General features: G+C 75.6%; 20 protein-coding genes and 1 pseudogene. 14 read left to right on the forward strand and 7 right to left on the reverse strand.

The window, feature by feature from the left end:
- Window positions 1–13 precede the first annotated feature (13 nt).
- Window positions 14–1,075, forward strand: a complete 1,062-nt coding sequence (locus FHX32_RS02095; protein WP_486481066.1) for a coiled-coil domain-containing protein — start codon at window positions 14–16, stop codon at window positions 1,073–1,075.
- Window positions 1,076–1,226: 151 nt separating this feature from the next.
- The gene (locus FHX32_RS02100) at window positions 1,227–1,733 is read left to right on the forward strand and encodes a DUF2269 domain-containing protein (RefSeq protein WP_167178978.1); all 507 of its coding nucleotides are present in this window, start codon (window positions 1,227–1,229) and stop codon (window positions 1,731–1,733) included.
- A gap of 160 nt (window positions 1,734–1,893) precedes the next feature.
- Here the strand turns inward: FHX32_RS02100 and FHX32_RS02105 are convergent, their stop codons facing one another.
- Complete coding sequence (locus tag FHX32_RS02105) at window positions 1,894–2,361, reverse strand: SRPBCC family protein (protein WP_167178979.1); 468 nt, start codon at window positions 2,359–2,361, stop codon at window positions 1,894–1,896.
- 61 nt (window positions 2,362–2,422) lie between these two features.
- Here FHX32_RS02105 and FHX32_RS02110 point away from each other — a divergent pair, with 61 nt between their 5' ends.
- The gene (locus FHX32_RS02110; protein ID WP_486480874.1) at window positions 2,423–2,608 is read left to right on the forward strand and encodes a hypothetical protein; all 186 of its coding nucleotides are present in this window, start codon (window positions 2,423–2,425) and stop codon (window positions 2,606–2,608) included.
- Between the two features lie 55 nt (window positions 2,609–2,663).
- Here the strand turns inward: FHX32_RS02110 and FHX32_RS02115 are convergent, their stop codons facing one another.
- The gene (locus tag FHX32_RS02115; protein WP_167178981.1) at window positions 2,664–3,026 is read right to left on the reverse strand and encodes an STAS domain-containing protein; all 363 of its coding nucleotides are present in this window, start codon (window positions 3,024–3,026) and stop codon (window positions 2,664–2,666) included.
- A 330-nt stretch (window positions 3,027–3,356) separates the two neighbouring features.
- Between FHX32_RS02115 and FHX32_RS02120 the strand changes: the two genes are divergently transcribed.
- Together FHX32_RS02120 and FHX32_RS02125 are read left to right on the forward strand one after the other, a co-directional pair.
- Window positions 3,357–3,503: a hypothetical protein gene (locus FHX32_RS02120; protein ID WP_167178983.1), complete on the forward strand. Its 147-nt coding sequence runs from the start codon at window positions 3,357–3,359 to the stop codon at window positions 3,501–3,503.
- A gap of 186 nt (window positions 3,504–3,689) precedes the next feature.
- Window positions 3,690–4,094, forward strand: coding sequence for a hypothetical protein (locus FHX32_RS02125; protein WP_167178985.1), 405 nt, complete (start codon window positions 3,690–3,692; stop codon window positions 4,092–4,094).
- A 178-nt stretch (window positions 4,095–4,272) separates the two neighbouring features.
- Here FHX32_RS02125 and FHX32_RS02130 read toward each other — a convergent pair whose 3' ends face one another.
- A complete protein-coding gene (locus tag FHX32_RS02130; RefSeq protein ID WP_167178987.1) occupies window positions 4,273–4,911 on the reverse strand; it encodes a maleylpyruvate isomerase N-terminal domain-containing protein in 639 nt (212 codons plus the stop codon).
- A gap of 537 nt (window positions 4,912–5,448) precedes the next feature.
- Here FHX32_RS02130 and FHX32_RS02135 point away from each other — a divergent pair.
- Both FHX32_RS02135 and FHX32_RS02140 read left to right on the forward strand, forming a co-directional pair.
- A complete protein-coding gene (locus FHX32_RS02135) occupies window positions 5,449–6,135 on the forward strand; it encodes a BON domain-containing protein (RefSeq protein ID WP_167178989.1) in 687 nt (228 codons plus the stop codon).
- Between the two features lie 210 nt (window positions 6,136–6,345).
- On the forward strand, window positions 6,346–6,894 hold the full coding sequence (locus FHX32_RS02140; protein WP_167178991.1) for a thioredoxin domain-containing protein: 549 nt from the start codon (window positions 6,346–6,348) through the stop codon (window positions 6,892–6,894).
- Between the two features lie 82 nt (window positions 6,895–6,976).
- On the opposite strand, the pseudogene FHX32_RS02145 reads toward FHX32_RS02140, so the two are convergent.
- Window positions 6,977–9,894: pseudogene (locus tag FHX32_RS02145) on the reverse strand (winged helix-turn-helix domain-containing protein).
- Between the two features lie 206 nt (window positions 9,895–10,100).
- On the opposite strand from FHX32_RS02145, the gene FHX32_RS34375 reads away from it, so the two are divergent.
- The 5 genes from FHX32_RS34375 (at window position 10,101) to serS (ending at window position 15,502) form a co-directional block, all read left to right on the forward strand.
- Entirely contained in the window at window positions 10,101–10,511 is a 411-nt protein-coding gene (locus tag FHX32_RS34375; RefSeq protein ID WP_486481067.1) for a hypothetical protein, read from the forward strand.
- On the forward strand, window positions 10,508–11,656 hold the full coding sequence (locus FHX32_RS02155) for a zinc-binding dehydrogenase (RefSeq protein ID WP_167178995.1): 1,149 nt from the start codon (window positions 10,508–10,510) through the stop codon (window positions 11,654–11,656). The genes FHX32_RS34375 and FHX32_RS02155 overlap by 4 nt, the downstream gene beginning before the upstream one ends.
- A 144-nt stretch (window positions 11,657–11,800) precedes the next feature.
- Entirely contained in the window at window positions 11,801–13,003 is a 1,203-nt protein-coding gene (locus FHX32_RS02160) for a saccharopine dehydrogenase NADP-binding domain-containing protein (protein WP_167178997.1), read from the forward strand.
- A gap of 46 nt (window positions 13,004–13,049) precedes the next feature.
- The gene (locus FHX32_RS02165) at window positions 13,050–14,126 is read left to right on the forward strand and encodes a DNA polymerase III subunit beta family protein (RefSeq protein WP_167182082.1); all 1,077 of its coding nucleotides are present in this window, start codon (window positions 13,050–13,052) and stop codon (window positions 14,124–14,126) included.
- A gap of 89 nt (window positions 14,127–14,215) precedes the next feature.
- Window positions 14,216–15,502, forward strand: a complete 1,287-nt coding sequence (serS, locus tag FHX32_RS02170) for a serine--tRNA ligase (RefSeq protein WP_167178999.1) — start codon at window positions 14,216–14,218, stop codon at window positions 15,500–15,502.
- A gap of 193 nt (window positions 15,503–15,695) precedes the next feature.
- Here the strand turns inward: serS and FHX32_RS02175 are convergent, their stop codons facing one another.
- From FHX32_RS02175 to FHX32_RS02185, 3 genes are read right to left on the reverse strand one after another with little or no spacing between them, the layout of a single operon-like run.
- Entirely contained in the window at window positions 15,696–16,319 is a 624-nt protein-coding gene (locus tag FHX32_RS02175) for a redoxin domain-containing protein (protein ID WP_167179001.1), read from the reverse strand.
- Between the two features lie 21 nt (window positions 16,320–16,340).
- On the reverse strand, window positions 16,341–17,807 hold the full coding sequence (locus tag FHX32_RS02180; protein ID WP_167179003.1) for an NADH-quinone oxidoreductase subunit NuoF family protein: 1,467 nt from the start codon (window positions 17,805–17,807) through the stop codon (window positions 16,341–16,343).
- Window positions 17,804–19,558, reverse strand: a complete 1,755-nt coding sequence (locus tag FHX32_RS02185; RefSeq protein ID WP_486480875.1) for a ferric reductase-like transmembrane domain-containing protein — start codon at window positions 19,556–19,558, stop codon at window positions 17,804–17,806. The genes FHX32_RS02180 and FHX32_RS02185 overlap by 4 nt, the downstream gene beginning before the upstream one ends.
- A 292-nt stretch (window positions 19,559–19,850) precedes the next feature.
- Between FHX32_RS02185 and FHX32_RS02190 the strand changes: the two genes are divergently transcribed.
- Window positions 19,851–21,299, forward strand: coding sequence for an alpha-amylase (locus FHX32_RS02190; RefSeq protein WP_167179005.1), 1,449 nt, complete (start codon window positions 19,851–19,853; stop codon window positions 21,297–21,299).
- 74 nt (window positions 21,300–21,373) lie between these two features.
- A complete protein-coding gene (locus tag FHX32_RS02195) occupies window positions 21,374–22,291 on the forward strand; it encodes a L,D-transpeptidase family protein (protein WP_167179007.1) in 918 nt (305 codons plus the stop codon).
- The last annotated feature ends 130 nt before the right edge of the window (window positions 22,292–22,421 follow it).

Consider the following 22,421-nt stretch of genomic DNA (forward strand, 5'->3'; position numbering starts at 1 on the left):
ACGCATGCCAGTAGTGGCACCCGTACGACGTACCGCCGCCCGGATGGCGGCACTGATCGTCACCACTCTCGCAGTCGGCGTCGCCATCGCGCCGGTCACCACACCGGCCAGCGCCGCCGCGCCCACCGCCGGCCTGCTCGCCGCCGCGCCCGGTCAGGACGAGGAGGGCGGCACGCCCGCCCTGCGGGCCCAGCTGGAGGCGGCCAGCAAGGGCTACCTGGACGCCAAGGCGGCGCTGGACAAGTCGGTCAAGCGGCAGAAGGAGTTGGGCGTCCAGCTCCAAGCCACCGAGCGCGAGCTGGCCGAGCGCAGCAGCAAGGTCGGCGAGATCGCCGGCGTGGCGTACCGCGCCGGGCGGCTCGGGGCGGCCTCGGCGCTGCTCAACAGCAGCTCGCCGGAGGGCTTCATGGACCGCGCCGCAGCGCTCGACGCGGTCGCCGCCAACGAGGACCGGGCGCTGCGCAACCTCCAGGAGACCCGCGACGAGGCGAACCGGACCAAGCTCGCCCTGGACGGCGAGATCCGCGAGCAGCGCAAGCAGGTCACCCTGATGGCCAAGCGCAAGGAGCAGGCCGAGCGGGCGCTGACCGTGGCCAACGCGAAGGCCTCCGGCGACACCTCCAACCGGGGCACGTCCACCGCGACGGCCAAGCCGGCCCCGCGCAACGCCGACGGCTCCTGGCCGGCCGAGTCGTGCAGCGTCAACGACCCGACGCCGGCCAACGGCTGCATCACCCCGCGCACCCTGCACGCGCTGAACCAGGCCAAGGCGGCCGGCTTCACCCGGTACGTCTCCTGCTACCGCTCGGGCGGTTCGGGTGAGCACCCGAAGGGCCGGGCCTGCGACTTCGCGGCGCAGAAGAACGGCTTCGGCGGGGACGCCACCGGCGGGGACAAGACGTACGGCAACAACCTGGCCGCGTTCTTCATCAAGAACGCCGACCGGCTCGCCGTGCTCTACGTGATCTGGTACCGGCAGATCTGGCTGCCCAGCAGCGGGTGGAAGTCGTACAGCGGGGCGGGCGGCGACCCGTCCAGCGACCACACCAACCACGTGCACCTGTCGGTGTACTGACCCCCGGCCCCGGTGACCCGTCCACGGCGGCGGGTCACCGGGTACGCCGGACGGGCGGGCCGCCACGCCCGGCGCTACGCCCCCGGACGTAGGCCGGGTGTCGTCACCGGCCCGACGACCCGCGCCCGGTACGACGGCAGCATCGTCAGGTATGAGCCGACTCCCGCCTCCCGCCCGCAAGGCCCTGCTCACCCTGCACCTGGTCACCTCGCTCGGCTGGCTCGGCGTCGACCTGGTCCTGCTCGCGCTCGGCGTCGCCGTGCTGCGCGGCGCCGACCCGGCGGCCGTCTACCCGATCTCCGCGCTGGTCGGCACCGTGCTCTTCGCCCCGCTGAGCGTGGCCGTCTGGCTGGTCGGCGTGGCGAGCGCCCTGCTCACCCCGTGGGGCCTGCTGCGGCACCGCTGGGTGCTGGTCAAGTTCCTGCTCACCACGGTGATGACCGGGCTGGTGCTGTTCCTGCTCACCCCGACGCTGCGGCACGCCGGGGAGGCCGGCGCGGCGTTCCCGGTCCGGGACCGGATCGACCTGGTGGTCGCCCCGTCGGTCTCCACCACCCTGCTGATCGTGGCGACCGTGCTCTCCACGTACAAGCCGTGGGGCCGGCTGGGGCGGGCAACCCGCACGCCCGCTCGGCGCCCGACCACGGCGGTCCGCTGAGCCCACGGCGCCGGGCAAACGACGGCGGTCCACTGAAACTGGCGCGGCACCCGCCCACGGCGGCGGGCCGCCGAGTCCGCGCAGCGCCGGGCCCCGGCAGCGGACCGCCGAGCCCCGGCTCACGACGGGTGTCCGCCGGTCGGCCGGGGCTCCGGGACGCTCAGGCGGGAGCCGGCGGGTCGGCCGGGCCGCGGTCGAGCACCGCGCCGAGCCGGGCGGCCAGCCCGAGGTGGGCCGAGCGGGCCTGCCGGAAGGCGTAGCCGAACAGCGGCGCCGGCGCGGTCAGCGTGATCTCCACGTCGATCCGGACCCCGTCCGGCTCGGCCCTCAGCCGGGTGCGGTTGCGCACCGTGGTGGCGGGCCTCTGCCGCGCCACCGTGACGATCTCGTCGGTGCCGACGACCAGGACGTCCGCCCGGTAGGTGACCGGAAACCGCAGCGGCCCGGCGGCCAGCCGGTCGGTGATCGCGTAGCTGGCCAGGGCGCCGGGGCGGGTCCGCAGCCGCCGGACCCGGACGATCAACGGATGCAGCTCCGCCTGCCGGGCCGGATCCGCGAGCAGCGCCGCCGCCCGGTCCACCGGGCAGCGGGCCTGGACGGTGTAACTGAAGGAATCCCGCTTGAGCACACCGTCTCCCCACCGTCACTGGTCGGACGATCGTCGCCCACCGCTGGCCCGCCTGGCAACGGTGGCCGAGTCCGGCCACGGCTACGTGCGGACCTCGCTGGAGGAGCCGGGGCAGTCGGTGCAGCCCGGCACCGACCTGGCGCTGCTGGCCGAGGGATACGCGTCGGTCACGGCGATCCGCGCGGTCACCGAGGTGACCGACATCGACCTCTCCGGCCTCGACGCGGCGACCGGCCCGGGTGGGTGAGCGTCACCGGCTTGACCCCCGGACGCTGGGCGCAGCCCGTCGGGTCGGCCCGTGGTCAGGCGCCGGGAAGGACCTCCGGAGCGGGGGCGCCGGCGTAGTAGGGCTCGGGGGCGCCGAAGAGGCCGAGCAGTCCGGTGACCCAGAGCTGGCGGTGCACGAACCGGCTGGGCTCGGTGACGACCAGCTTGACGCCGCTGACCTCGGCGGTCTGGAACCCGGCGACCATGGCGCTGATGCCGACCGAGTCGATGAAGGTGACCAGGCGCAGGTTGAGCTCGATGCGGGTCGGGCGGCCCTTGGCCAGCACCTCGGCGATCGCCTCGCGCACCTCGTACGCGGTGTCGACGTCGATCTCGCCCCGCGGGGCGATCTCGATGACACCACCGGACAGAACCGACTTCACGATCGACAGGCTCACGCGAGCACCTCCACTCGCCCGTCCGACGGGCGCCTCATCAGTACGCGGGCCGCGACCGAGAGTATTCCTCTCATGGCCTCGGTCGCCACCCCTCGGGATGAGCAATTCGCGGATCCGGGCATGCCAAATCGCCCTTATCCGGACTTTTCGTATTCTATTTCCCTAACGATCAGCGGACGCCCACGCGTCGCCGTCCCAGGGTAACGGGCCGGCACCACCCCCGCCGAACTCCACCGTCCCGGGCGCGCCCCCGCGCTTACCGCCTCCACCGTTGCCCGCCGCGCCTAGCATCGGCGGGGAGGTTGCCGACTGCGACGGAGGGAACGATCGATGCTCAGGAGACTTGCCGCGCTGGCCGGCGTCGGCGCGCTGCTCGCCCTCGTACTGGCCTGCGGGTTCGGTGGTGGCGGCGATGACGACGACGATGACGACGACGACTTCGCCCGCGGCCCGGCGGCGCTGGTGGTGCTGCGCTGACCACCGACCCCCGGCTGGCGTGACCGCCGGCACCGGCCCGTCGCGTCCAGGATCGGCGCGGCCGCCCGCGGGGTTTGCGCCGGCCACGGTCGGGGCACTGGCGGTGGAGGCGAACCGTTACGCGCCGGACGGACGCCGGAGTCCGAAGTGGCCGGCCGACTTCGGCACCCCGAGGAGGTAACCACGATGTTCGGAACCAACCTGCTGGACCGCCGCAACAAGCCCGAGCGGATCGCTGACCAGGCCTGGCAGCAGCTCGTCTCGGCGGTCGGCTCCGCCGGGGACAGCGTCCGCGACACCGCCCGGTCGGCCCGGCGGGGCGGCTCCGGGCTGGCCGACGGGGCCGGCGACCTGGTCGGCTCCGCGGCGGACGAGGCGCGGCGTCGGGCCAGCCTCGCCTTCGACGCGCTCGCCGGCCGCCGGCCGGCGCTGCCCTGGACGCTGCTGATCGCCGCCGCGCTGGCCGGCGCGGCGATCGGCTGGGCCGCCGGCACCGCCGCCCGGGCAGCCGGCAGCCGCGACCGGGCCGCCGACGACATCGAGTTCGTCGACGTGGACCGGCCCAACTCCCCCGTCGGCCTGGACGGCTGACCGCCCGCCGGCACCGGCACTCCCGGGCCCTGGTCGACCACCCGGTCGACCGGGGCCCGCCCGTGTCCGCCGCCCTCCACGCTGGGCCGGGTGGTGCGCCTCGTACAGCGAAGGAGTGGCTTTTCCCGACGGAACAGCCGCTCTTTCAGTGAACGTGCGCGGCTCCCGGCGGGACGGGTCAGAAGGCGGTGATGTCGGTCGGGGCACGCTCGGCGCGGCTGAGCGCCCGCAGCACCGCCGGCTGGCCGTGCCGGCGTACGGCGAGCCGGGCCAGCAGGGACAGCACCGGGTCGAGCACCTCGGCGGGCAGGTCCGGGGTGGGTACGCCGACGCTGACCGCGAGGTCGTCGGAGTGCACCGCGATCTCCATCAGCCGGGTGGTGAGGTAGTCGTCCAGGGTGAGCGACCAGGGTCCCCGGGCCAGGTGCACCACCCGGTCCGCCGGCTGCGCCGGCAGCGCCTCGGTCAGCTCGCGCAGTGTCGCGGTGGCCCGGTCGACCAGCGCCGCCGGTCCGTCCGCCGCCGCCTCGTCGCCGGCCCGGCGGATGCCGACGTTGATCTCGTCGTCCAGCGGCGTCCCGATCCACCGGGCCGGCGCGTAGTGGTCGAGCAGCCCGACCGGCTCGCCGGGCGGGACCGGCTCGGCCAGCACGGTCGAGACCTGGAACAGCTGCCCGGCAAGGTGGCCGGCCAGCCCACCGACGCCGAACTCGGCCAGCGCGCTGGGCTCGTCCCACCGGGCCGCCACCGCCGGAGCGGCGAGCAGGTCGAGCGCCGAGCGCGCGGCGGTCAGGTAGGCCGTCCTGATCGGACTCACAGGTGATCCCCTTCCCTCGTTCCGGCCACCGAGCCTAGGGCTGCCCGGGGATCCCGCCGGTCCGGGCGGGCCGGGCCGGCCCGGCCCGCCGGGGTCCCGGCCCCCTCAAGCAGCCCCGGCGGACCGGAGTCCGCGCCGCACCGGCGGGCGGTCCGAACCGCCCGCCGCCGGGTTCAGCGGCTGGTGCAGGTGACCGGGTTCGGTGGGCCGTTGGCACCGGTCCAACTGCCCAGGAATCCGACGGTGGTGCTGGCGCCCCCGCCGAGGCCGCCGTCCGGCTCCAGGTGGCGCCGCCGTCGGTGCTGCGCCAGAAGATCGCGTCCGGCCACCAGGAGATCTGGGTGGCCACCATCAGGGTGTTCGGCCGCTGCCGGTCGATGGTCAGCCCGCTGTAGCCGAAGTAGGCGTCCGCGCTGTCCGACGGGACCGGGCTGATCCGCCGGATCGCCCCGGTCGGGTGAGGGGGTCTCATCCCCGGCGGCGGCAGGATCGGATGGCGTGACGTACGCAGGGCCGCCATTTCGGGGAGGAGTGAAGATGGCGATCACCACGATCACCCGTACCGACCAGGACATCCAGTCCGCCGTCCTCGACGAGCTGACCTGGGAGCCCCGGGTACAGCCGCACGAGATCGGCGTGACCGTCTCCGAGGGCGTGGTCACCCTCACCGGCCGGGTGGACAGCTACGCCAAGAAGTGGGCCGCCGAGCGGGCGGCGCACCGGGTGTCCCGGGTCCGCGCGGTCGCCAACGACCTGACCGTGCAGCTGAGCACCGGCGCCGAGCGGGCCGACCCGGACCTCGCCGCCGCCGCCGGCCACGCGCTCGAGTGGGACGCCTTCGTGCCGCTCGAACAACTCGACGTCACCGTCTCCAACGGCTGGGTGACCCTGCACGGCGAGGTGGAGTGGGAGTACCAGCGCCGGGCCGCGGAACGGGCGGTCGCCCGGCTCACCGGCGTACGCGGGGTGAGCAACGGGATCACCGTCCGCCCCGACGTACGGCCGGACGGGCACCTGCTGGCCGAGCGGATCGTCGACGCGCTGGCCCGCAACCGGGCGACCGCGGCGGAGCGGATCACGGTCCGGGTGCACGGCGACACGGTGCTGCTGGGCGGGCTGGTCCACTCCATGCCCGAACGCGCCGAGGTGGAGCGGATCGTCTGGTCCGCGCCGGGGATCCGGGAGGTGCAGAACCACATAGCGGTCGCCCCCGTGCTCGGCTGAGCCACCGCGGCCCCGGCGCACGGCGCCGCCGGGTAGTGGCCGAGCGCTTGACTTGCCGTGCCGGCAGAGCAGGCCCGGGCGACGAACCACCCGCGGAGGGTGAGCCACGCTCACCCCGGCGGGGACCAGGCTGGGAGCCATGACTGAGCCGAACGGGCTGATCCGACCCAGGCGTACCGCGCCCGGGTCCGCCGGCGATCAGGGGGTCGGATGACCACGCCACTCCAGGTCACCGCCCGGCTGCGCACCCCGGTGACCGAGCACGACCACGTCCGCGGGGCGGTGGACGCACCGGTGACCATCGTCGAGTACGCCGACTTCCAGTGCCGGTTCTGCGGGGCCGCGTACCGGAACCTGACCGAACTGCTCCGCCAGCGCGCGGACACGGTGCGGCTGGTGTACCGGCACTTCCCGATCGCCAACCTGCACCCGTACGCGGAGAGCGCCGCCGAGGCCACCGAGGCGGCCGGCGGGCGCGGGAAGTTCTGGGCCATGCACGACTGGCTCTACGAGCACCAGGACCAGCTCGACCCGGTGCACCTCTCGCTCGGCATCGAGCAGCTCGGCCTGCCGATCGACGAGGTGCGCGCCGAGGTGGACCGGCAGGCGCACGGCGACCGGGTGCGGCGGGACTTCGTCAGCGGCATCCGCAGCGGCGTCAACGCCACACCCACCCTGTTCATCAACGAGGTCCGCCACGACGACGGCTACGACCTGGCCGACCTCCTCACGGCGGTGGACGCGGCCGCAAATCCCTGAGCCTCTCCCCTCCTGTCGATCAAGAGCTTTGCGTCAACCGGCAGCCGGTGACGCAAGGCTCTTGATCATCTTCGGGGGCGGGTCAGATGAGCCGGAGTTCGCGGGCCCGACGGACGGCCTCGCGGCGGCGGGTCGCGTCGAGCTTGCGGTAGATGTTGCGGACGTGCGTCTTCACCGTGTTGACCGACAGCGACAGCTCGCTGGCGATCTCCACGTTGGACAGGATGCTCTGCAGGTAGCGCAGGATGGTCAGCTCCCGCTCGGTGAGCGGCTCGTCCAGCGCCGCCGCGGCCGGCTCGGCCGCCGTCCGGCCGGCCGGCTCGTCAGCGCCCCGGACCAGGTCGCTGACCGTCGGCCAGTGCGCGGTGCCGGCGTCCAGGTGCGCGGCGAGCAGGTCGCGCACGCCCGGCTCGGCGCGGGTGAACACCCGCCGGTACCCGTCCGGCCCGGCCAGGTCGAGCGCCGCCTCCAGCAGCCGGCCGGCCCGCCGCTCGTCCCCCGCCCGCCGGGCCAGCACCGCGTCGAGTACGGCGGCGTCGAGGCGTACCGGCAGTGGCCAGTCGGCCGCCTCCGCCGCCTGCCAGTCCGGCAGCAGGTGTCCGGCGGCGCGGGGGTCGTCGGCACGCAGCTCCACCCGGGCCAGCGCCACCGCCAACGCCGGCACGTTCTGCTCGCGTACCCGGTCGGCGAGCAGCTCGCGGGCGGTGTCCAGGTCGCCCCGGCCGCCCCGCAGGTCGGCCTCGGCGGCGAGCAGCCAGTGCGTCACCTCGACGGCCCGCCGATCGGCCAGCCGCTCCCGGGCCTCGACCAGCAGCCGCAGCCCGGCGGCCGGGTCACCGCCGTCCCGGCACAGGTACGCCCGGCACAGCGCCGCCAGCGCCGCCACGGTCGGCTCGCCGGTGGCGGCCGGCCCGGCCAGCCCCAGGTTCGCCTCCGCCTCCTCGGGCTGGTCGCGGTGCAGCGCCACCAGCGCCAGCGCCAGGTAGCCGTGGCCGCAGTCCAGCCGGCAGGCCCAACCCTGACAGGGCGGCAGGGCCAGCGCCGCCCGGGCGGCGTCCTCGGCCGCCCGCAGCTCGCCCCGGGCCGCGTGCAGCAGCGCGGACCGGCTGGCACAGACCAGCTCGGTCCGCGGCCGTCCCGCCTCCCGGGCCGCGGCCAGCGCCCGCCCGAAGCCGGTGGCGGCCGCCCGCAGCTCCCCCTCGGCCAGGTCGACCAGGCCGACCGCGGTCTCCGCCACCGCCCGCACGTCGGCGTCCTCGCCCGCGTCGCCCCGGGGCGCGGCGCCGGGCATCCCGGCGTGCGTCCGGGTGGCGAGCAACCGGCCCGCGGCGGCGCGTACCTCCCGGTGGTCGCCGGCCAGCCGGGCCAGCGCGAGTTCCAGCGCGGCGACCAGGCGCAGGAATCGCTCCCGGCGCGGAGCGGGCAGCGTCGGGGCGTGTTCGGCCGCGAGCCGTAGCCGCTCCGCGGTGGCCGCCGCGTCCCCGGCGTGCGCCCGCTCGGCGGCACAGGCCAGCGCCAGCTCCGGGTCGCGCGCCACCGCCTCGGTCGGCGGGAGGGCGGGCGCCGGTCCGGCCGGGGCGTCCCGGTCGTACGGGGCCAGCTCGGGCCAGCGGGTGATGAACAGGTCGGTGGCCGGGCCCCACTCGCCGGCGGCCAGCGCGTGCCGCAGCCCGTCGGCCGGCCGGCCGTTGTCGGCGTACCATCCGGCCGCCCGCCGGTGCAGGTCACGCAGCTCGTCGCCGGGCAGCCGGGCCAGCTCGGCGTGCAGCAGGTCGGCCACCAGCGGGTGGCAGCGGTACCAGGGCGGGCGGCTGTCGTCGCGGCGCAGCGGCCCGCCGGCGCCGGCCAGCGCGGCCAGTGTCGCCTCGGTGTCCGCGCGGCCGGTGAGCGCGTCGGCCAGCCCGGCGCAGACCGCGTCCGCCACTGCGGTGCGCCGCAGCACGTCCTGCTCCTCGGGTGCCAGCCCGGCGAGCACCTCCTCACGCAGGTAGCCGGCGATGTCCGGCTGGTCGCCGCCGAACTGCTCCACCCAGCGCGCCGGGTCCGGCTGCCCACGCAACGCCAGCGCGGCGAACCGGAGCGCCGCCGGCCAGCCGCCGGTCCGCTCCCGCAGCCGGCGCACCCCGGCCACCGGCAGCACCACGCCGTGCGCGGTGAGCAGGTCGGCCACCTCGTCACCGGTGAAGGCCAGTTCGTCCGGGCCGAGCTCGGTCAGTTCCCCGGCCAGCCGCCACCGGTGCACGGCCAGCGGCAGCCCGGCCCGCGCGCCGACCACCAACCGCAGCCGCTGCCCGGCGTGGCGGAGCAGGAACTCCAGCCCGGTCAGCGCGGCCGGGTCGGTGATCCGGTGCAGGTCGTCCACCACCAGCAGCACCGGCCGCTCCCGGGCGGCGAGCGCCGCGGCCAGCAGTTCCAGCTGGTCCGGGCGGGGCGGCCGGTCGGGCACCGGGGGCTCCGGCGCGTCCCCGGCCGGACCGGTGGCCGCGCGCAGCGCCGCCGCCAGGTAGGACCAGAGCCGGTCGCCGTCGTCGCCGGACTCCACCGACACCCAGGCCGCCCGGAGCGGTTCGCCGTCCGGCGCACCGTCCCCGGCCGCACCGAAGTCCCCCGGCGGCGCGCCCGCCGGCATGCTCTCCCGTGCCCCCTCGGCCGCCGCGGTCACCGGGCCGCCCTCCGCCCGGTCCGGCCCGGCGGCACCGGCCGCCCGGCACCACGAGGCGAGCAGCGTGGTCTTGCCCCAGCCGGCGGGCGCGGAGACCAGGGTGACCGGCCCGCCGGTCCCCCGATCCAGGGCGTCCAGCAGCCGGGGGCGCAGCAGCACCGGATCGGGCAGCGCGGGCGGACGCAACCGGGACGCCAGCAGGGGTGTGCCGGCCGGGCCCCGCACCGCCGCCGTGACCACGGTTCGGCTCTGCTCCTCCGGCATCCGGCCCCACCCCCACGGACGCGTCCACTCCCCCGGTCCTGCGGCGGCCGGTTACCCGGCCGGGACCGGTTCACCCCTTCCGGGGGAGCCGGCTTCACCCGTCGCCGGCCCACCCTGGGCGTACGCGGGCGGCCGGCCGCGCGTGACCGGGCCGCCCGCCGGCGCGTTCCGGCCGCGCCCGACGCGGCGCCCGCCGGGTGTGGCCGGAGCGCCGGCGGTGACCGGTGGGACAGGGGGTGCGCGACAGGTGGGAGCGATCGCACGGCTGGCCGGCAGCGGGATCGCGCTCGGCGCCGCCGGCGCGGCGGCGGTACGGGCGCTGGCCGCGCCGCGCCCGGCGGGTTGGCCGGACGGCGGCGACGGGCGGCCGGCACGCTGGCAGGTGGTGACCGTGGACCGCCCACCCGACCAGGTGCTCCCCGAGGGCCGCTGGCCGGAGCCGCTACGCCGGCTCGGCGACGCGGTGCAGGTGCGGAGCCGCCCCGCCCCCGGCGACCGGGGCACCGAACTCGCCGCCCGGCCGCGCCCGGGTGCCGGGCCGCCGCCGGGGCTCGCCGTCCACCTGGTCGGGGACGACCCGGGTCGGCTGATCCGGCAGGCGCTGCGGCAGGTCAAGCAGCTCGCCGAGACCGGCGAGGTGCTCCGCCCCGACCGCGGCGAGCTGGACCGTCCGGCGGTGACGCCGGAATGAGGGCGCTCTGCTGGATGGGCGCCGGCGAGCTGACGGTACGGCAGGTGCCCGACCCGGAGCTGCGCAACGGCCACGACGCCATCGTCCGGGTGCGGCGGAGCGCCGCCTGCGGCGCCGACCTGCCGCTGCTCGCCGGGCGGGGACCGGCCGTCGGCGAGGTGCTCGGCCACGAGTTCCTCGGCGAGGTGGTCGAGGTCGGTCCCGAGGTGCGCCGGCACCGGGCCGGCGACCGGGTGGTGGTCTGCTCGTCGGTCTCCTGCGGCAGCTGCTGGTACTGCCGCCGCGAGCTGCACTCCTGCTGCGACAACGGCAGCACCGACCCGGAGGCGGGCGAGGCGGCCTGGGGGCACCCGGTCGCTGGCTGCTTCGGCCAGCCCCGGTCCCAGGGCGGGTTCGCCGGCAGCCACGCCGAGTACGTCCGGGTGCCGTACGCCGACGTCGGCGCGTTCGCGGTGCCGGAGCCGGTCAGCGACGACCGGGCGCTGTTCGCCTCGGACGCCGCGCCGGCCGGCTGGATGGGCGCCGACCTGGGTGGGGTGCGCCCGGGCGACGTGGTGGCGGTCTGGGGCGCCGGCGCGGTCGGCCAGGTCACCGCGCGGGCGGCGCGACTGCTCGGCGCGGAGCGCGTGGTGGTGGTCGACCGGCACCCCGACCGGCTGCGCGCGGCCGAGCGGCACGCCGGCGCCGAGACACTCGACTACCGCCGCGTCGACGTCGCCGCCGAGCTGCGGGAACGCAGTGGCGGCCGGGGACCGGACGTGTGCGTCGACGCGGTCGGCACGGCCGCCGGGACCCGTTCGCTGGGTGACCGCCTCACCGGCGCGGCGCCCCGCCCGGCGGCGGTCCGGGAGGCGGTGCACGCCTGCCGCAAGGGCGGCAGCGTCGTCGTGCTCGGGGCGCAGCCCGGCGTGGTCGACACGTTTCCGCTCGGCGTGGTGACCGCCAAGGGGCTGACCGTCCGCGGCGCCCGCCAGCACGGGCCGCGCTACATCCCGATGCTGCTGGACCGGATGGCTCGCGACGAACTGCGCACCGAGTACCTCGCCACCCACCACCTCCCCCTCGACCGCGCCTCCGAGGCCTACACCCTGCTCCGCACCCGCGCCGACGGCTGCCTCCGCCCCGTCCTCCATCCCACCCCCTGACCAACCCCACGCCCGCCGCCCGCCCAACACCACGTTGATCATGAAGTCGATCGCGACTAAAGGGCGGGCGGCGCCATCAACTTCATGATCAACCGGGTGTGAGTGGAGTGAGCTGGCGGGCGGGGTGGGTGGGAGGATCGGGGGGTGGGTGAGGGACGGGAACGGCGAGAATTCGATGTGGTGTTGGTCGGGGCTACCGGGTTCACCGGGGGGTTGACGGCCGAGTATCTGGCGCGGCACGCGCCGGCGGGGCTACGGTGGGCGCTGGCCGGGCGCAACCCGGGGAAGCTGGCGGCGGTCCGCGAGCGGCTCGCCGCCGTCGACCCGACGCTGGCCACGCTGCCGCTGCTCACCGCCGACGTCACCGACCCGGAGTCGCTGCGCGCGGTGGCGGAGAGCGCCCGGGTGGTGGCCAGCACGGTCGGCCCGTACGTGCACCACGGTGAGCCGCTGGTCGCCGCCTGCGCCCGGGCCGGCACCGACTACCTGGACATCACCGGCGAACCCGAGTTCGTCGACACCATGTACCTGCGCCACCACGCCGAGGCGGTACGCACCGGAGCCCGCCTGGTGCACGCCTGCGGGTTCGACTCCATCCCGCACGACCTGGGCGTCTGGTACACCGTCAAGCAGTTGCCGGCGGACGGCCCGATCACCGTGGACGGCTACGTCCGGGCCGGCGGCCGGTTCTCCGCCGGCACCTACCATTCCGCGCTGACCGCGTTCTCCCGTACCGCGCAGGCGTCGCGGGCGGCCCGGGAGCGGCGGGCGGTCGAACCGCGCCCGGCCGACCGCCGGGTCCGCGCGGTGCCCGGCCGGCTCCGCCGCTCCACCGACCTGCCGGTCTGGGCCGTGCCGCTGCCCACCATCGACCCGCAGGTGGTCCGCCGGTCGGCCGCGGCCCGGCCGGAGTACGGCCCGGACTTCCGCTACCGGCACTTCGCCGCCGTGAAGCGGCTGCCCACCGTGCTGGCCGGCGCGGCCGGGCTGGCCGCCGTGGTCGCCCTGGTGAAGCTGCCGCCGACCCGGCGCTGGCTGTTCGGCCGGCTCGCCTCCGGGCAGGGGCCGACGCCGCGGCAGCGGGCGAAGTCCTGGTTCCGGGTCCGGTTCGTCGGCACCGGCGGCGGCCGGCGGGTGCTGACCGAGGTGGCCGGCGGCGACCCGGGCTACGACGAGACCGCCAAGATGCTCGCCGAGTCGGCGCTCTGCCTGGCGCTGGACGACCTGCCGCCGGCAGCCGGCCAGCTCACCCCGGTCGCCGCGATGGGCGACGCGCTGCTGCACCGGCTGACCCGGGCCGGGCTGACCTTCCGGGTGCTGGACGGCCCGGCCGCCACGGCGGCTTGACCCTCGACCTGGTTGAGACGGCAGGATCATCGCCGTGGAGAGCGACCTGCGCAGCATCGGCGAGCTGGCCCGGGCCAGCGGCCTGACGGTGAGCGCCCTGCGGTTCTACGACTCGGCCGAGGTGTTGGTCCCGGCGCGGGTCGACCCGGTCACCGGGTACCGCTGGTACACCGACGACCAGGTGGCGCCGGCCCGGCTGGTGGCCGGGCTGCGCCGGGTCGGCATGCCGGTGGCCGAGATCGCGCAGGCGGTACGCGCCGAACCGGCAGCGGTGCACCGGCTGCTGGACGCGCACCTGCGCCGGCTGGAGGACGGGCTCGCCGACGCCCGCCGCGAACTCTCCCGGATCCGTACCCTGATCGATCCCGAGGAGCAGCCGATGTCCACCCGCCTCATCCTGTCCCGCGCCGACCTGGCCGCCGCCGTGGACGCCGTCCGCTTCGCCGTCGGCGACGACCCCGAGCTGCCGGTGCTGACCGGCGTGCTGTTCGACGTCGAGCCGGACGGGGTTCGGCTGGCCGCCACCGACCGGCACCGGCTAGCCGTGGCCCGGGTCGGTGGCCGGCCGGACGGCCCACCGGTGCGCGCGCTCGCTCCGGTCGGCTTCGTCGACGAGGTCCGTGCCCTGCTCGACACCGGCGAGGGGATCACCCCCGAGGCGTGGCTCACCGTGGCCGGCGACACCATCTCGGTCTCGGTGGCCGGCCGGAGTGTCGAGGCCACCGCCCTGCCGTACGAGTTCCCGGACTACGCCCGGCTGCTGCGGCCGCTCGTCGACGGGTCTCCGGCGCACCGGCTGACGGTCGACGTGGCCGTCCTGCGGGCCGCGCTGACCAGCCCGGACGCCCCGGTAGTGCCGGGCGGCCACGACGGCGTCGAGCTGGCGGTGACGGTGCTCGGCCTGGACGACCGGGGCGGGCTGCGGCTGCTCAGCGCGGACGAGCTGACCGACGATCCGGACGCGTTCCGGGTCGGGGTCAACGGCGGCTACCTGCTCGACGCGCTGGACGCCGCCGGCCAGGGGCAGTTGGTGCTGGAGCTGGACGGCCCGATCGCCCCGCTGGCCGTACGCCGGCCGGACGACGCCGACTCGTTCTCGATCCTGATGCCGATCCGGCTCTGACCGTCGCCGGTCCCGCCCGGGGAGCGCGGGGCCGCGACGGTAGCATCTGGAGGTCCACCTGACGTCCGGACGGAGGCGTACGGAGCAGCATGCTCGACATGGAGTTGATCCGGAAGGATCGGGACGCGGTGGCGACCGCGCTGGCCAAGCGGCTGGACCCGGCCGAGGTGACCCGCGCGCTGGACGAGCTCCAGCAGCTCGACCGGCAGCGACGCAGCCTGATCACGGAGATCGACGGCGAGCGGCAGCGCCGCAAGGCGGAGGCCCGGGCGTACGCGGAGGCGAAGCGGGCCGGCCGCGAGCCGGAGGTCGCCGCGCCGGAGGCCGGCCGCAAGCAGCTCGCCGAGCTGGAGGCCGAGCTCGACGAGGTACAGGCCCGGCTGCGCGACCGGATGAGCGAGCTGCCCAACCTGCCTGCCGACGACGTCGTGCCCGGCGGCAAGGAGGCCAACCGGGTCGTCCGGACGTTCGGCGAACCGCCGGCCATCGAGAAGGTCCGCGACCACGTGGAGCTGAGCCGCGCGCTGGGCCTGGTGGACCACGAGCGCGGCGTCAAGCTCGGCGGCTCCGGCTTCTGGATGTACACCGGCCTGGGCGCCCGGCTGGAGTGGGCGCTGCTGAACTGGCTGATCGAGCAGAACATCGCCGCCGGCTACGAGTTCCTGCTCCCGCCGCACCTGCTGCTGGACAGCGCCGGCTTCGCCGCCGGGCAGTTCCCCAAGTTCTACGACGACGTTTACCACCTGGACCGGCAGTCCGCCCCGCGCGGACAGTTCCTGCTGCCCACCGCGGAGACGGCGATCCTCGGCGCGTACCAGGACGAGATCCTGGACACCGGGAAGCTGCCGCTGAAGGCGTTCGCCTACACCCCCTGCTACCGGCGCGAGGCCGCCGGCTCGCACTCGGACGAACGCGGCACGGTGCGCGGCCACCAGTTCAACAAGGTGGAGATCTTTCAGTTCACCCTCCCCGAGCAGGCCGACGCCGCACTGGCCGCGATGGTCGGGCACGTGGAGGGCCTGGTCGAGAAGTTGGGCCTGCACCACCAGACCAGCCTGCTCGCGGCCGGTGACGCGAGCGCCTCGATGAAAAAGACCCTGGACATCGAGGTGTGGATGCCGAGCACCGGCAAGTACAAGGAGGTGTCGTCGGTCTCCTGGGCCGGCGACTACCAGGCGCGCCGGGCGGCCATCCGCTACCGGGAGCCGGGCGGCAAGCAGACCCGCTTCGTGCACACCCTCAACGGGTCGGCGCTGGCCACCAGCCGGCTCTTCCCGGCCATCCTGGAGCAGTTCCAGCAGGCCGACGGGTCGGTGCTGGTCCCCGAGGTGCTCCGCGACCGGCTGGGCACCGACCGCCTCACCCCGGTCCGCTGACTCCGCGGCCCGAGGCCTCCGCACCTGCCGCGACCGGACCCGACGCCGCCGCTCAGGCGGGCGGCCCGGGCTCGCACCCCTGCCGCTGGTCGTGATACCTCACCGTCATCAACATGACGGTGAGGTATCACGTCTCCGGCCGACCGGGGCGCCCGACGCCACGAGCGCCGGGGCCGCGGCAGCGGGGCCTCCCTCAGCCGGCCAGCGCGGTGACCCGCCGGGTGAGGTCCGCACCGTCGAGGAAACCCCGGTGCACCACCTTGCCGCTCCGGTCGATGATCACGAAGGTGCTCTGCTCGACCACCTCGAAGCGGCGCCACAGCGCGCCCGCCCGGTCGTCCAGTTGCGGCGTCCCGGCCAGCTCGAACTCGGTGACGAAGTCCTTCATGGCCCGCTGCTCGCCGAGCCCGGCCACGCCGACGATGGGCACCGTCTCCCGGTACCTCGGGGCCACCTCGGCGACCGTCCAGGCCTGGCTGGCGCAGGTGGCGCACCACGGCGCCCAGAACCAGAGCACCACCGGCCGGCCGGCCAGCCCGGCGCCGGAGAACGCCGCCCCGTCCAGGGTCCGCGCGGTGAAGGCCAGGGTGTCCGGCACCGGCACGGCCGGCCCGGCCGACCCGGTCGGCGACGGCCCGGTCCCGCCGGTGGGCGCAGTGCCGCCGGTGGCGGCAGCCGGACCGGCCGGCTCCGCCCCACCGGCGCAGGACGTCGCGCCCAGCACGGCGGCGAGCAGCACCGCGAGCGGGCCGGCGGTCCGGCGCGTGGCGCGGCGGGGTGACCGCCCGGACCTGACCGACCGGCGCAGCGTCCGCATCGCGTCTCCCTTCGCAGGTGGCTACTCGGCCCTGGCCAGCCGCAGGGCCAGCTCGGGGCACACCTTGACCGCCTTCAGCGCGCCCTCGCGCAGCCAGGTCGGCACGGGGGTGGGTGGGAAGGCGGGGTATCCGTTGGCGTCCAGCCGGATGAAGTCGGGCACCACGTGCGCGCAGAGCCCGTGCCCGTCGCAGCGGGACCAGTCCAGAATGAGCTTCTGCGGGTTCGGGTCCGGCGCGCCGGGCAGCCCCAGCACGCCCTTGACCCGCCGGCCGCAGCCCTCGCCGGTGGCGTGCAACCGCAGGTCCTCGGCGAAGACCTCCATCGCGGAGAGAGCGAACCGGGCCGTACCGTCGGGGTGGCTGCACGCGCCGCGGCCCTTCACGTCGCCGGCGGCGGCCCGGACCACCTCCACCGGCGCGCTGCCGGAGACCGCCAGGTCGACGGCGCGGGCCAGGTCGGGCAGGCCCATCCTGCACGGGCCGCACTGCCCGGCGGACTCGCCGGCCAGGTAGCGGACCACCTGGGCGGCCTCGCCGAGCGGGCAGGTGTCCGCGCCGAGCGGGACGATGATGCCGGCGCCGAGGGTGCCGCCGACCGCGGCCAGCCCCTTGCGGGAGATCTCCGCCCGGTCGGCGGCCTCCTGGGTGATCCACTTGCCGTGGTAGCCGCCCACCAGGATGCCCGGACCGTCCGGCGCCTCGCACAGGTCGAGGATCTCCCGCAGCGGGGTGCCCGCGGCGCACTCCACCACCGCCGGCCGCTTCGCCGCGCCGGTGACGGTGAGCAGCACGGTGCCCGGCTCGTCGTCGGTGCCGAGCGCCGCGTACTCGTACGGGCCGAGCCGGGCCGCGACGGCCAGCTGGGCGTACGTCTCGGCATTGGACAGCAGGGTGGGCAGGCCGCCGACGCCGGAGTCGCTGGAGCGCTTCTTGGTGCCGGGCGGGATGTGCGGCAGGCCGTTGATCCCGTTGACCAGCGCGCCGCCCTCGCCGGAGATGAACCGGTGCGGCACGGTGACGACGGTGGTCGGCACCGGCATCCGGCGCTCCTGCAACGCCTCGGTCAGCGACTCCTTGCCGACCCCGTCGTCGGCGATGCCGATCACGATCTCGTCGGCGTCCAGCGCGTACGCGGCCAGCGCGGCGCCGTCCAGGATGAGGTGCGGGGCCCGGGTGAGCAGCACCTTGTCCTTCCAGCTGGCCGGCTCGCCCTCGGTGGCGTTGACCACCACCACGGCGGTGAGGTCCTGCCGCTCGCAGGACTCCAGCACCGCGCGGAGTTTCGTGGCGAACGGGAAGCCGGCGCCGCCCTTGCCCTTGAGCTGGATGCCATCGGCGAGCCGCAGCAGGTTGGCCGGTTCCATCGGCCCGATCGGCCCGTGCACCTCCTCGTGGGCGAGCAGGTCGAGGCGGCCGAACTCGGCGAAGCCGGCGGTGAGCCGGGGCTCGCCGACGCAGGCCACCGCGGGCACCGTGGTCCGCATCACCGCGCCTCACCCCGCAGCCCGGCCCAGTACGCCCCGTCCACCGCGTCGGCGTTGGCCCGGCGCCGGCGGCGGCTCTCCTTGGCCTCGCGGCGGGCTCGCCGGGAGGCGAGGTCGACCAGGGTCGGGGTGTCGTCGGCCGGGATCTCCTCCTCCGGGACGTACCGGGCCGGCGGCCGCCAGTAGTCCGGCTCCTCCGGCACGTCGTCCTCGGCGCTGTGCCGGCCCCCGCCGCTGCGCGGCGCCGCGGAGATCGGCCCACCCGAGTTCGGCCCACCGGAGATCGGACCGGCCGAGACCGGGCCCGCCGAGATTGGGCCGGCGGAGATCGGCTCGGCGGCCTCCCAGCGGCGCGGGCTGTCCCACGGCTCCTCCGGCTCGTCGGCCCGCCGCCGGGGCGGCACCGAGTACCGGGTGCCGGCGTCGGCGTCGACCCGGGACCGGCGGCCGACCCGTCCGGTCTCCTCCTCGCCCCGGCGGCGCCGGCCGGTCGGGGTCAGGTCCTCGCCGTCCCGGCCCCGCCGGGCGGTCGGCGCCAGGTCCTCGTCGTCGCGGCGGCGGCGGGTCGGGGCCAGCTCCTCGGCCCGGCGGGCGCGCCGCTCGGCGCGCTCCGGCTCCTCGCCGCGACGGCGGGTCGCCCGCCGCTCCGGCTCCTGCTCCCGGCGGCGCCGGGCGGTCGGCTCCAGCTCGTCCTCGCGGCGGCGGGCCACCGCTTCCCGTTCCTCGGTGCGGCGGCGGCGGGCGGCCGGCGCCGGCTCCTGGTCGCGGCGGCGGGCGGGGCGGACCCGCTCGCGCAGCGACCCCGGCTCGGGCACCACCGGCACGGTGAACCGCTCCGGGTCGCGCCGCCTGGCGCCGGGCGCGGCCCAGGTGCCGGCCAGGGTGGTCTCCGCCCAGCTGCTGTCCCGGCCGGCGCGCTCGCCCTCGGCACGCCGGCGGGACAGGCCGCCGAGCAGCGACCGGCCCTTGCCGTCCTCGGCCGGTCGGCCGGCCAGGGCCTGGTTCATCGCGGCCGCCTGGTGCTGCTCCCGGCTGCGCCGGCCGAACGTCACCGAGAGGCGAACCAGCAGCGCCAGCACGACCAGCAGCACGCAGGCGAGGTAGCTGAGCACCACCCAGGAACTGGCCGGCCGGCCGGCGTTGAGCCCGTGCAGGATGGCGAACGGCCAGGCGAGGTACGCGGTCGAGTGCAGCGTCCGCCACAGCCACTTCGGACCGACCCCGGCGAACCGGGCCCGGACGATGCCGGTCCAGAGCACGCTCACCATGAGCAGCCCGGCCACCGTGCCGAGACCGACGTAGAGCCCGCCGCCGCCGACGAACGGCACGATCGCGTCGGTGCTGGCCGCCCGGCCGGTGGCCACCTTGGTCAGCACGTGGAAGAGGAGCCCGGCGACGCCGAGGATGCCGGTGGCCCGGTGCGCGGACTGGAGCAGCACCCGGTGCCGGATCAGCAGCACCAGCCGGTCGGTGGCCAGCAGCCCGAGCATCACGGTGAGGCTCAGCGACACCAGGGCGATCACCCCGGCGAAGAACTCGGTGAAGAAGAAGCCGTAGGCGTACGCCGTCTGGCCGGCGCCGGTGAGCATCGTCCCCGCCCACAGCGCGGCGATCGCGGACACGGTCAGCACGGCCATCGCGGGCCGGGACCGGGTACGGACGCCCCGGCTGGTGCTGGTGGTCCGGACGGTGGCCGGTTTCTGGTTCTGCTTGACCCGGGCCATCTGCTCCTCGATCGTCTCGCGGCGGCGCACCGCCGGCCGACCCCTGCTCCCCCATCGAGTACGGAGCTACGGCGCGGTCGGATCACCGACCCGGGAAAAAATTCCGCCCGGTTGTCGAACCGTCCGGCCGCCCGCCGCGTGTAGTGGCGTCCGCCCTCGCCGACCCATCCGCAAACAGCGACTGATCTCCATACGTTGACAGCCGCTGCAACGCGCTTGTAATCTTTCCGAAATCTTTCAGCCTCGATTGCAAGATTCGGGCAGCTGAGATTCCCTCCCCCGCACCACCACCCCGTCCCCCGCATCCCCGTCAGGAGTTCCGATGCATCGACGTCGATGGCACTCGGCGCTGCTCGCCCTCGGTGTGATCGCGAGCGTGCTCGTCCCCACCACCGTGACGGCGCCCCCGGCCGTCGCGGCCCCGGCCGGCGCCAAGAAGGTGATCGTCCAACTCTTCGAGTGGAACTGGACCTCGGTCGCCAACGAGTGCCGGACCACGCTGGGCCCGAAGGGCTACGGCTGGGTCCAGGTCTCCCCGCCGCAGGAACACGTCCGCGGCTCCCAGTGGTGGCTGGCGTACCAGCCGGTCAGCTACCGGATCGAGTCCCGCAAGGGCACCCGCGCCCAGTTCAAGGCCATGGTGGACGCCTGCCACGCGGCCGGCGTCAAGGTGATCGTGGACGCGGTCGTCAACCACATGTCCGGGCAGGACAACGGCGGCACCGGCTGGGCCGGGTCGGCGTACGGGCACCACGACTACCCGGGCATCTACCAGTACCAGGACTTCCACCACTGCGGCCGCAACGGCGGCGACGACATCGTCAACTACGGCGACCGGTGGGAGGTGCAGAACTGCGAACTGGTCAACCTCGCCGACCTGAAGACCGAGTCGGACTACGTCCGGGGCCGGCTCGCCGGCTACCTGAACGATCTGCTCTCGCTCGGCGTGGACGGCTTCCGGATGGACGCCAGCAAGCACATGCCGGCCGGCGACATCGCCGCACTGAAAAGCCGGCTCTCCCGGCCGGCGTACCTGGTGCAGGAGGTCATCCACGGCGCCGGAGAGCCGATCCAGCCAGGCGAGTACACCGGCAACGGTGACGTGCACGAGTTCCGCTACGGCAAGGACCTGGCCCGGGTGTTCCGCTCCGAGCGACTCGCCTACCTGCGCAACTTCGGTGAGGGCTGGGGCCACCTGCCCGGCGGCGTGGCGGCGGTGTTCGTGGACAACCACGACACCCAGCGCGACGTCGGCGGGGTGCTGACCTACCGCGACCGAGGCATCTACGCGCTGGCCAACGCGTTCATGCTGGCCTGGCCGTACGGCTCGCCGACGGTGATGTCCAGCTACACCTTCAGCCAGCGCGACCAGGGCCCGCCGCAGGACGGCTCCGGCCGGACGCTCGACGTCACCTGTTACTCCGGCTGGGAGTGCGAGCACCGCTGGCCGGTGATCGCCAACATGGTCGGCTTCCGCAACGCCACCGAGGGCGCCGGGGTCGCCAACTGGTACGACAACGGCAACAACCACATCGCGTTCAGCCGGGCCGGCAAGGGCTACCTCACGGTCAACGACGAGGACCACCCGATCACCGGCCGCTCGTACTACACCGGCCTGCCCGCCGGCCGGTACTGCGACGTCATCCACGGCACCTTCGGCAACGGTTCGTGCAGCGGACCGGTGGTCACCGTGGACGGCAACGGCTGGTTCGCCGCCGACATCCCCGCCCACGACGCGGTCGCCATCCACATCGGCGCCCGCCTGAGCTGACCCCCCACCCCGCCAGGACCCCCGTCCGGCCGGATTTACCGGCTGGACGGGGGTCCTACCATTACAGTCTCTTTGTGGCGTTTGACCGAATCACCGCGTACCGCTGGCTCCGCCGGGTGGCCACCGCCGTCGGAGTGTCGGCGCTGCTGGCGACGGCCGGGGCGACCGGCTGGGCGCTCACCCCCGAGCCGGTGCCGCCGCCGGTCGAGCAGGCGGCCGCCCCGGACGAGCCGGATCCCACCGCCCCGGTACCGAGCCCGACGCCCGAGGAGACCGTGCCGGCCGCCGCGCCCGCGCCGGACGACCTGCCGGTGGTCGACTACGACCCGGCGCCCCGCGGCTTCCCCGCCGACCCGGACGCCCTGGACCCCGCCCCGCTGACCGAGGGACTGCACCCGACCCGCCGGATCGCCGCGTACGACGCGCCGGGCGGCCGGCCGCTGGCCTTCCTCGCCCCGACCATCCGTGGTGTCGAGCTGACCATGCCGATCGCCCAGCGCAGCGCCGGCTGGACGGCGGTGCTGCTGCCGTCGGCGAACCGCCGACTCGCCTGGCTGCCGCCCGGCGGCTTCACCACGGTCGGGCTGCGCGACCAGCTCGTGGTCGAGCGCCGGAAGCACCGGCTCACCTGGTACCGCGGCGGCCGGGCGGTGCGGTCCTGGGAGGTCAGCCTGGGCCAGCGGGGGCAGGAGACGCCGCTGGGCCGGACCTTCATCCTCGGCCGCACCCCACCGCCCCAGCAGGTGTACGGCGGGGTGGACATCTTCGCCCTCGGCGCGGTGCCCGACGACCCGAACTCGGTGCCGGCCAGCCTGCGCGGTGCGCACATCGGCCTGCACAGCTGGTACCACGACGGCGAGCTGGGCCGGAACACCACGAACGGCTGCATCCGGCTGACCCGCAGCGGCCAGCGCGAGTTGCTGGCGGAGGTGCGGACCGGCTCCGCTGTGGTGGTGGTCGACGAGCTTCCCGCCCCACCGCCGACCGCCTGACCCGCTGCCCACCGGCGCTCGACCCGTCGACGGCGACCGCTGCGGCGGCGCTGGCCCGGCGGGTCGGGGAATCCCCGCCGGACGGGCGGGTAACCGCCGTCCGGACGCCACGACACCGGGGAGGAAGGCC

Source organism: Micromonospora sp. CNZ280, from assembly GCF_011759515.1.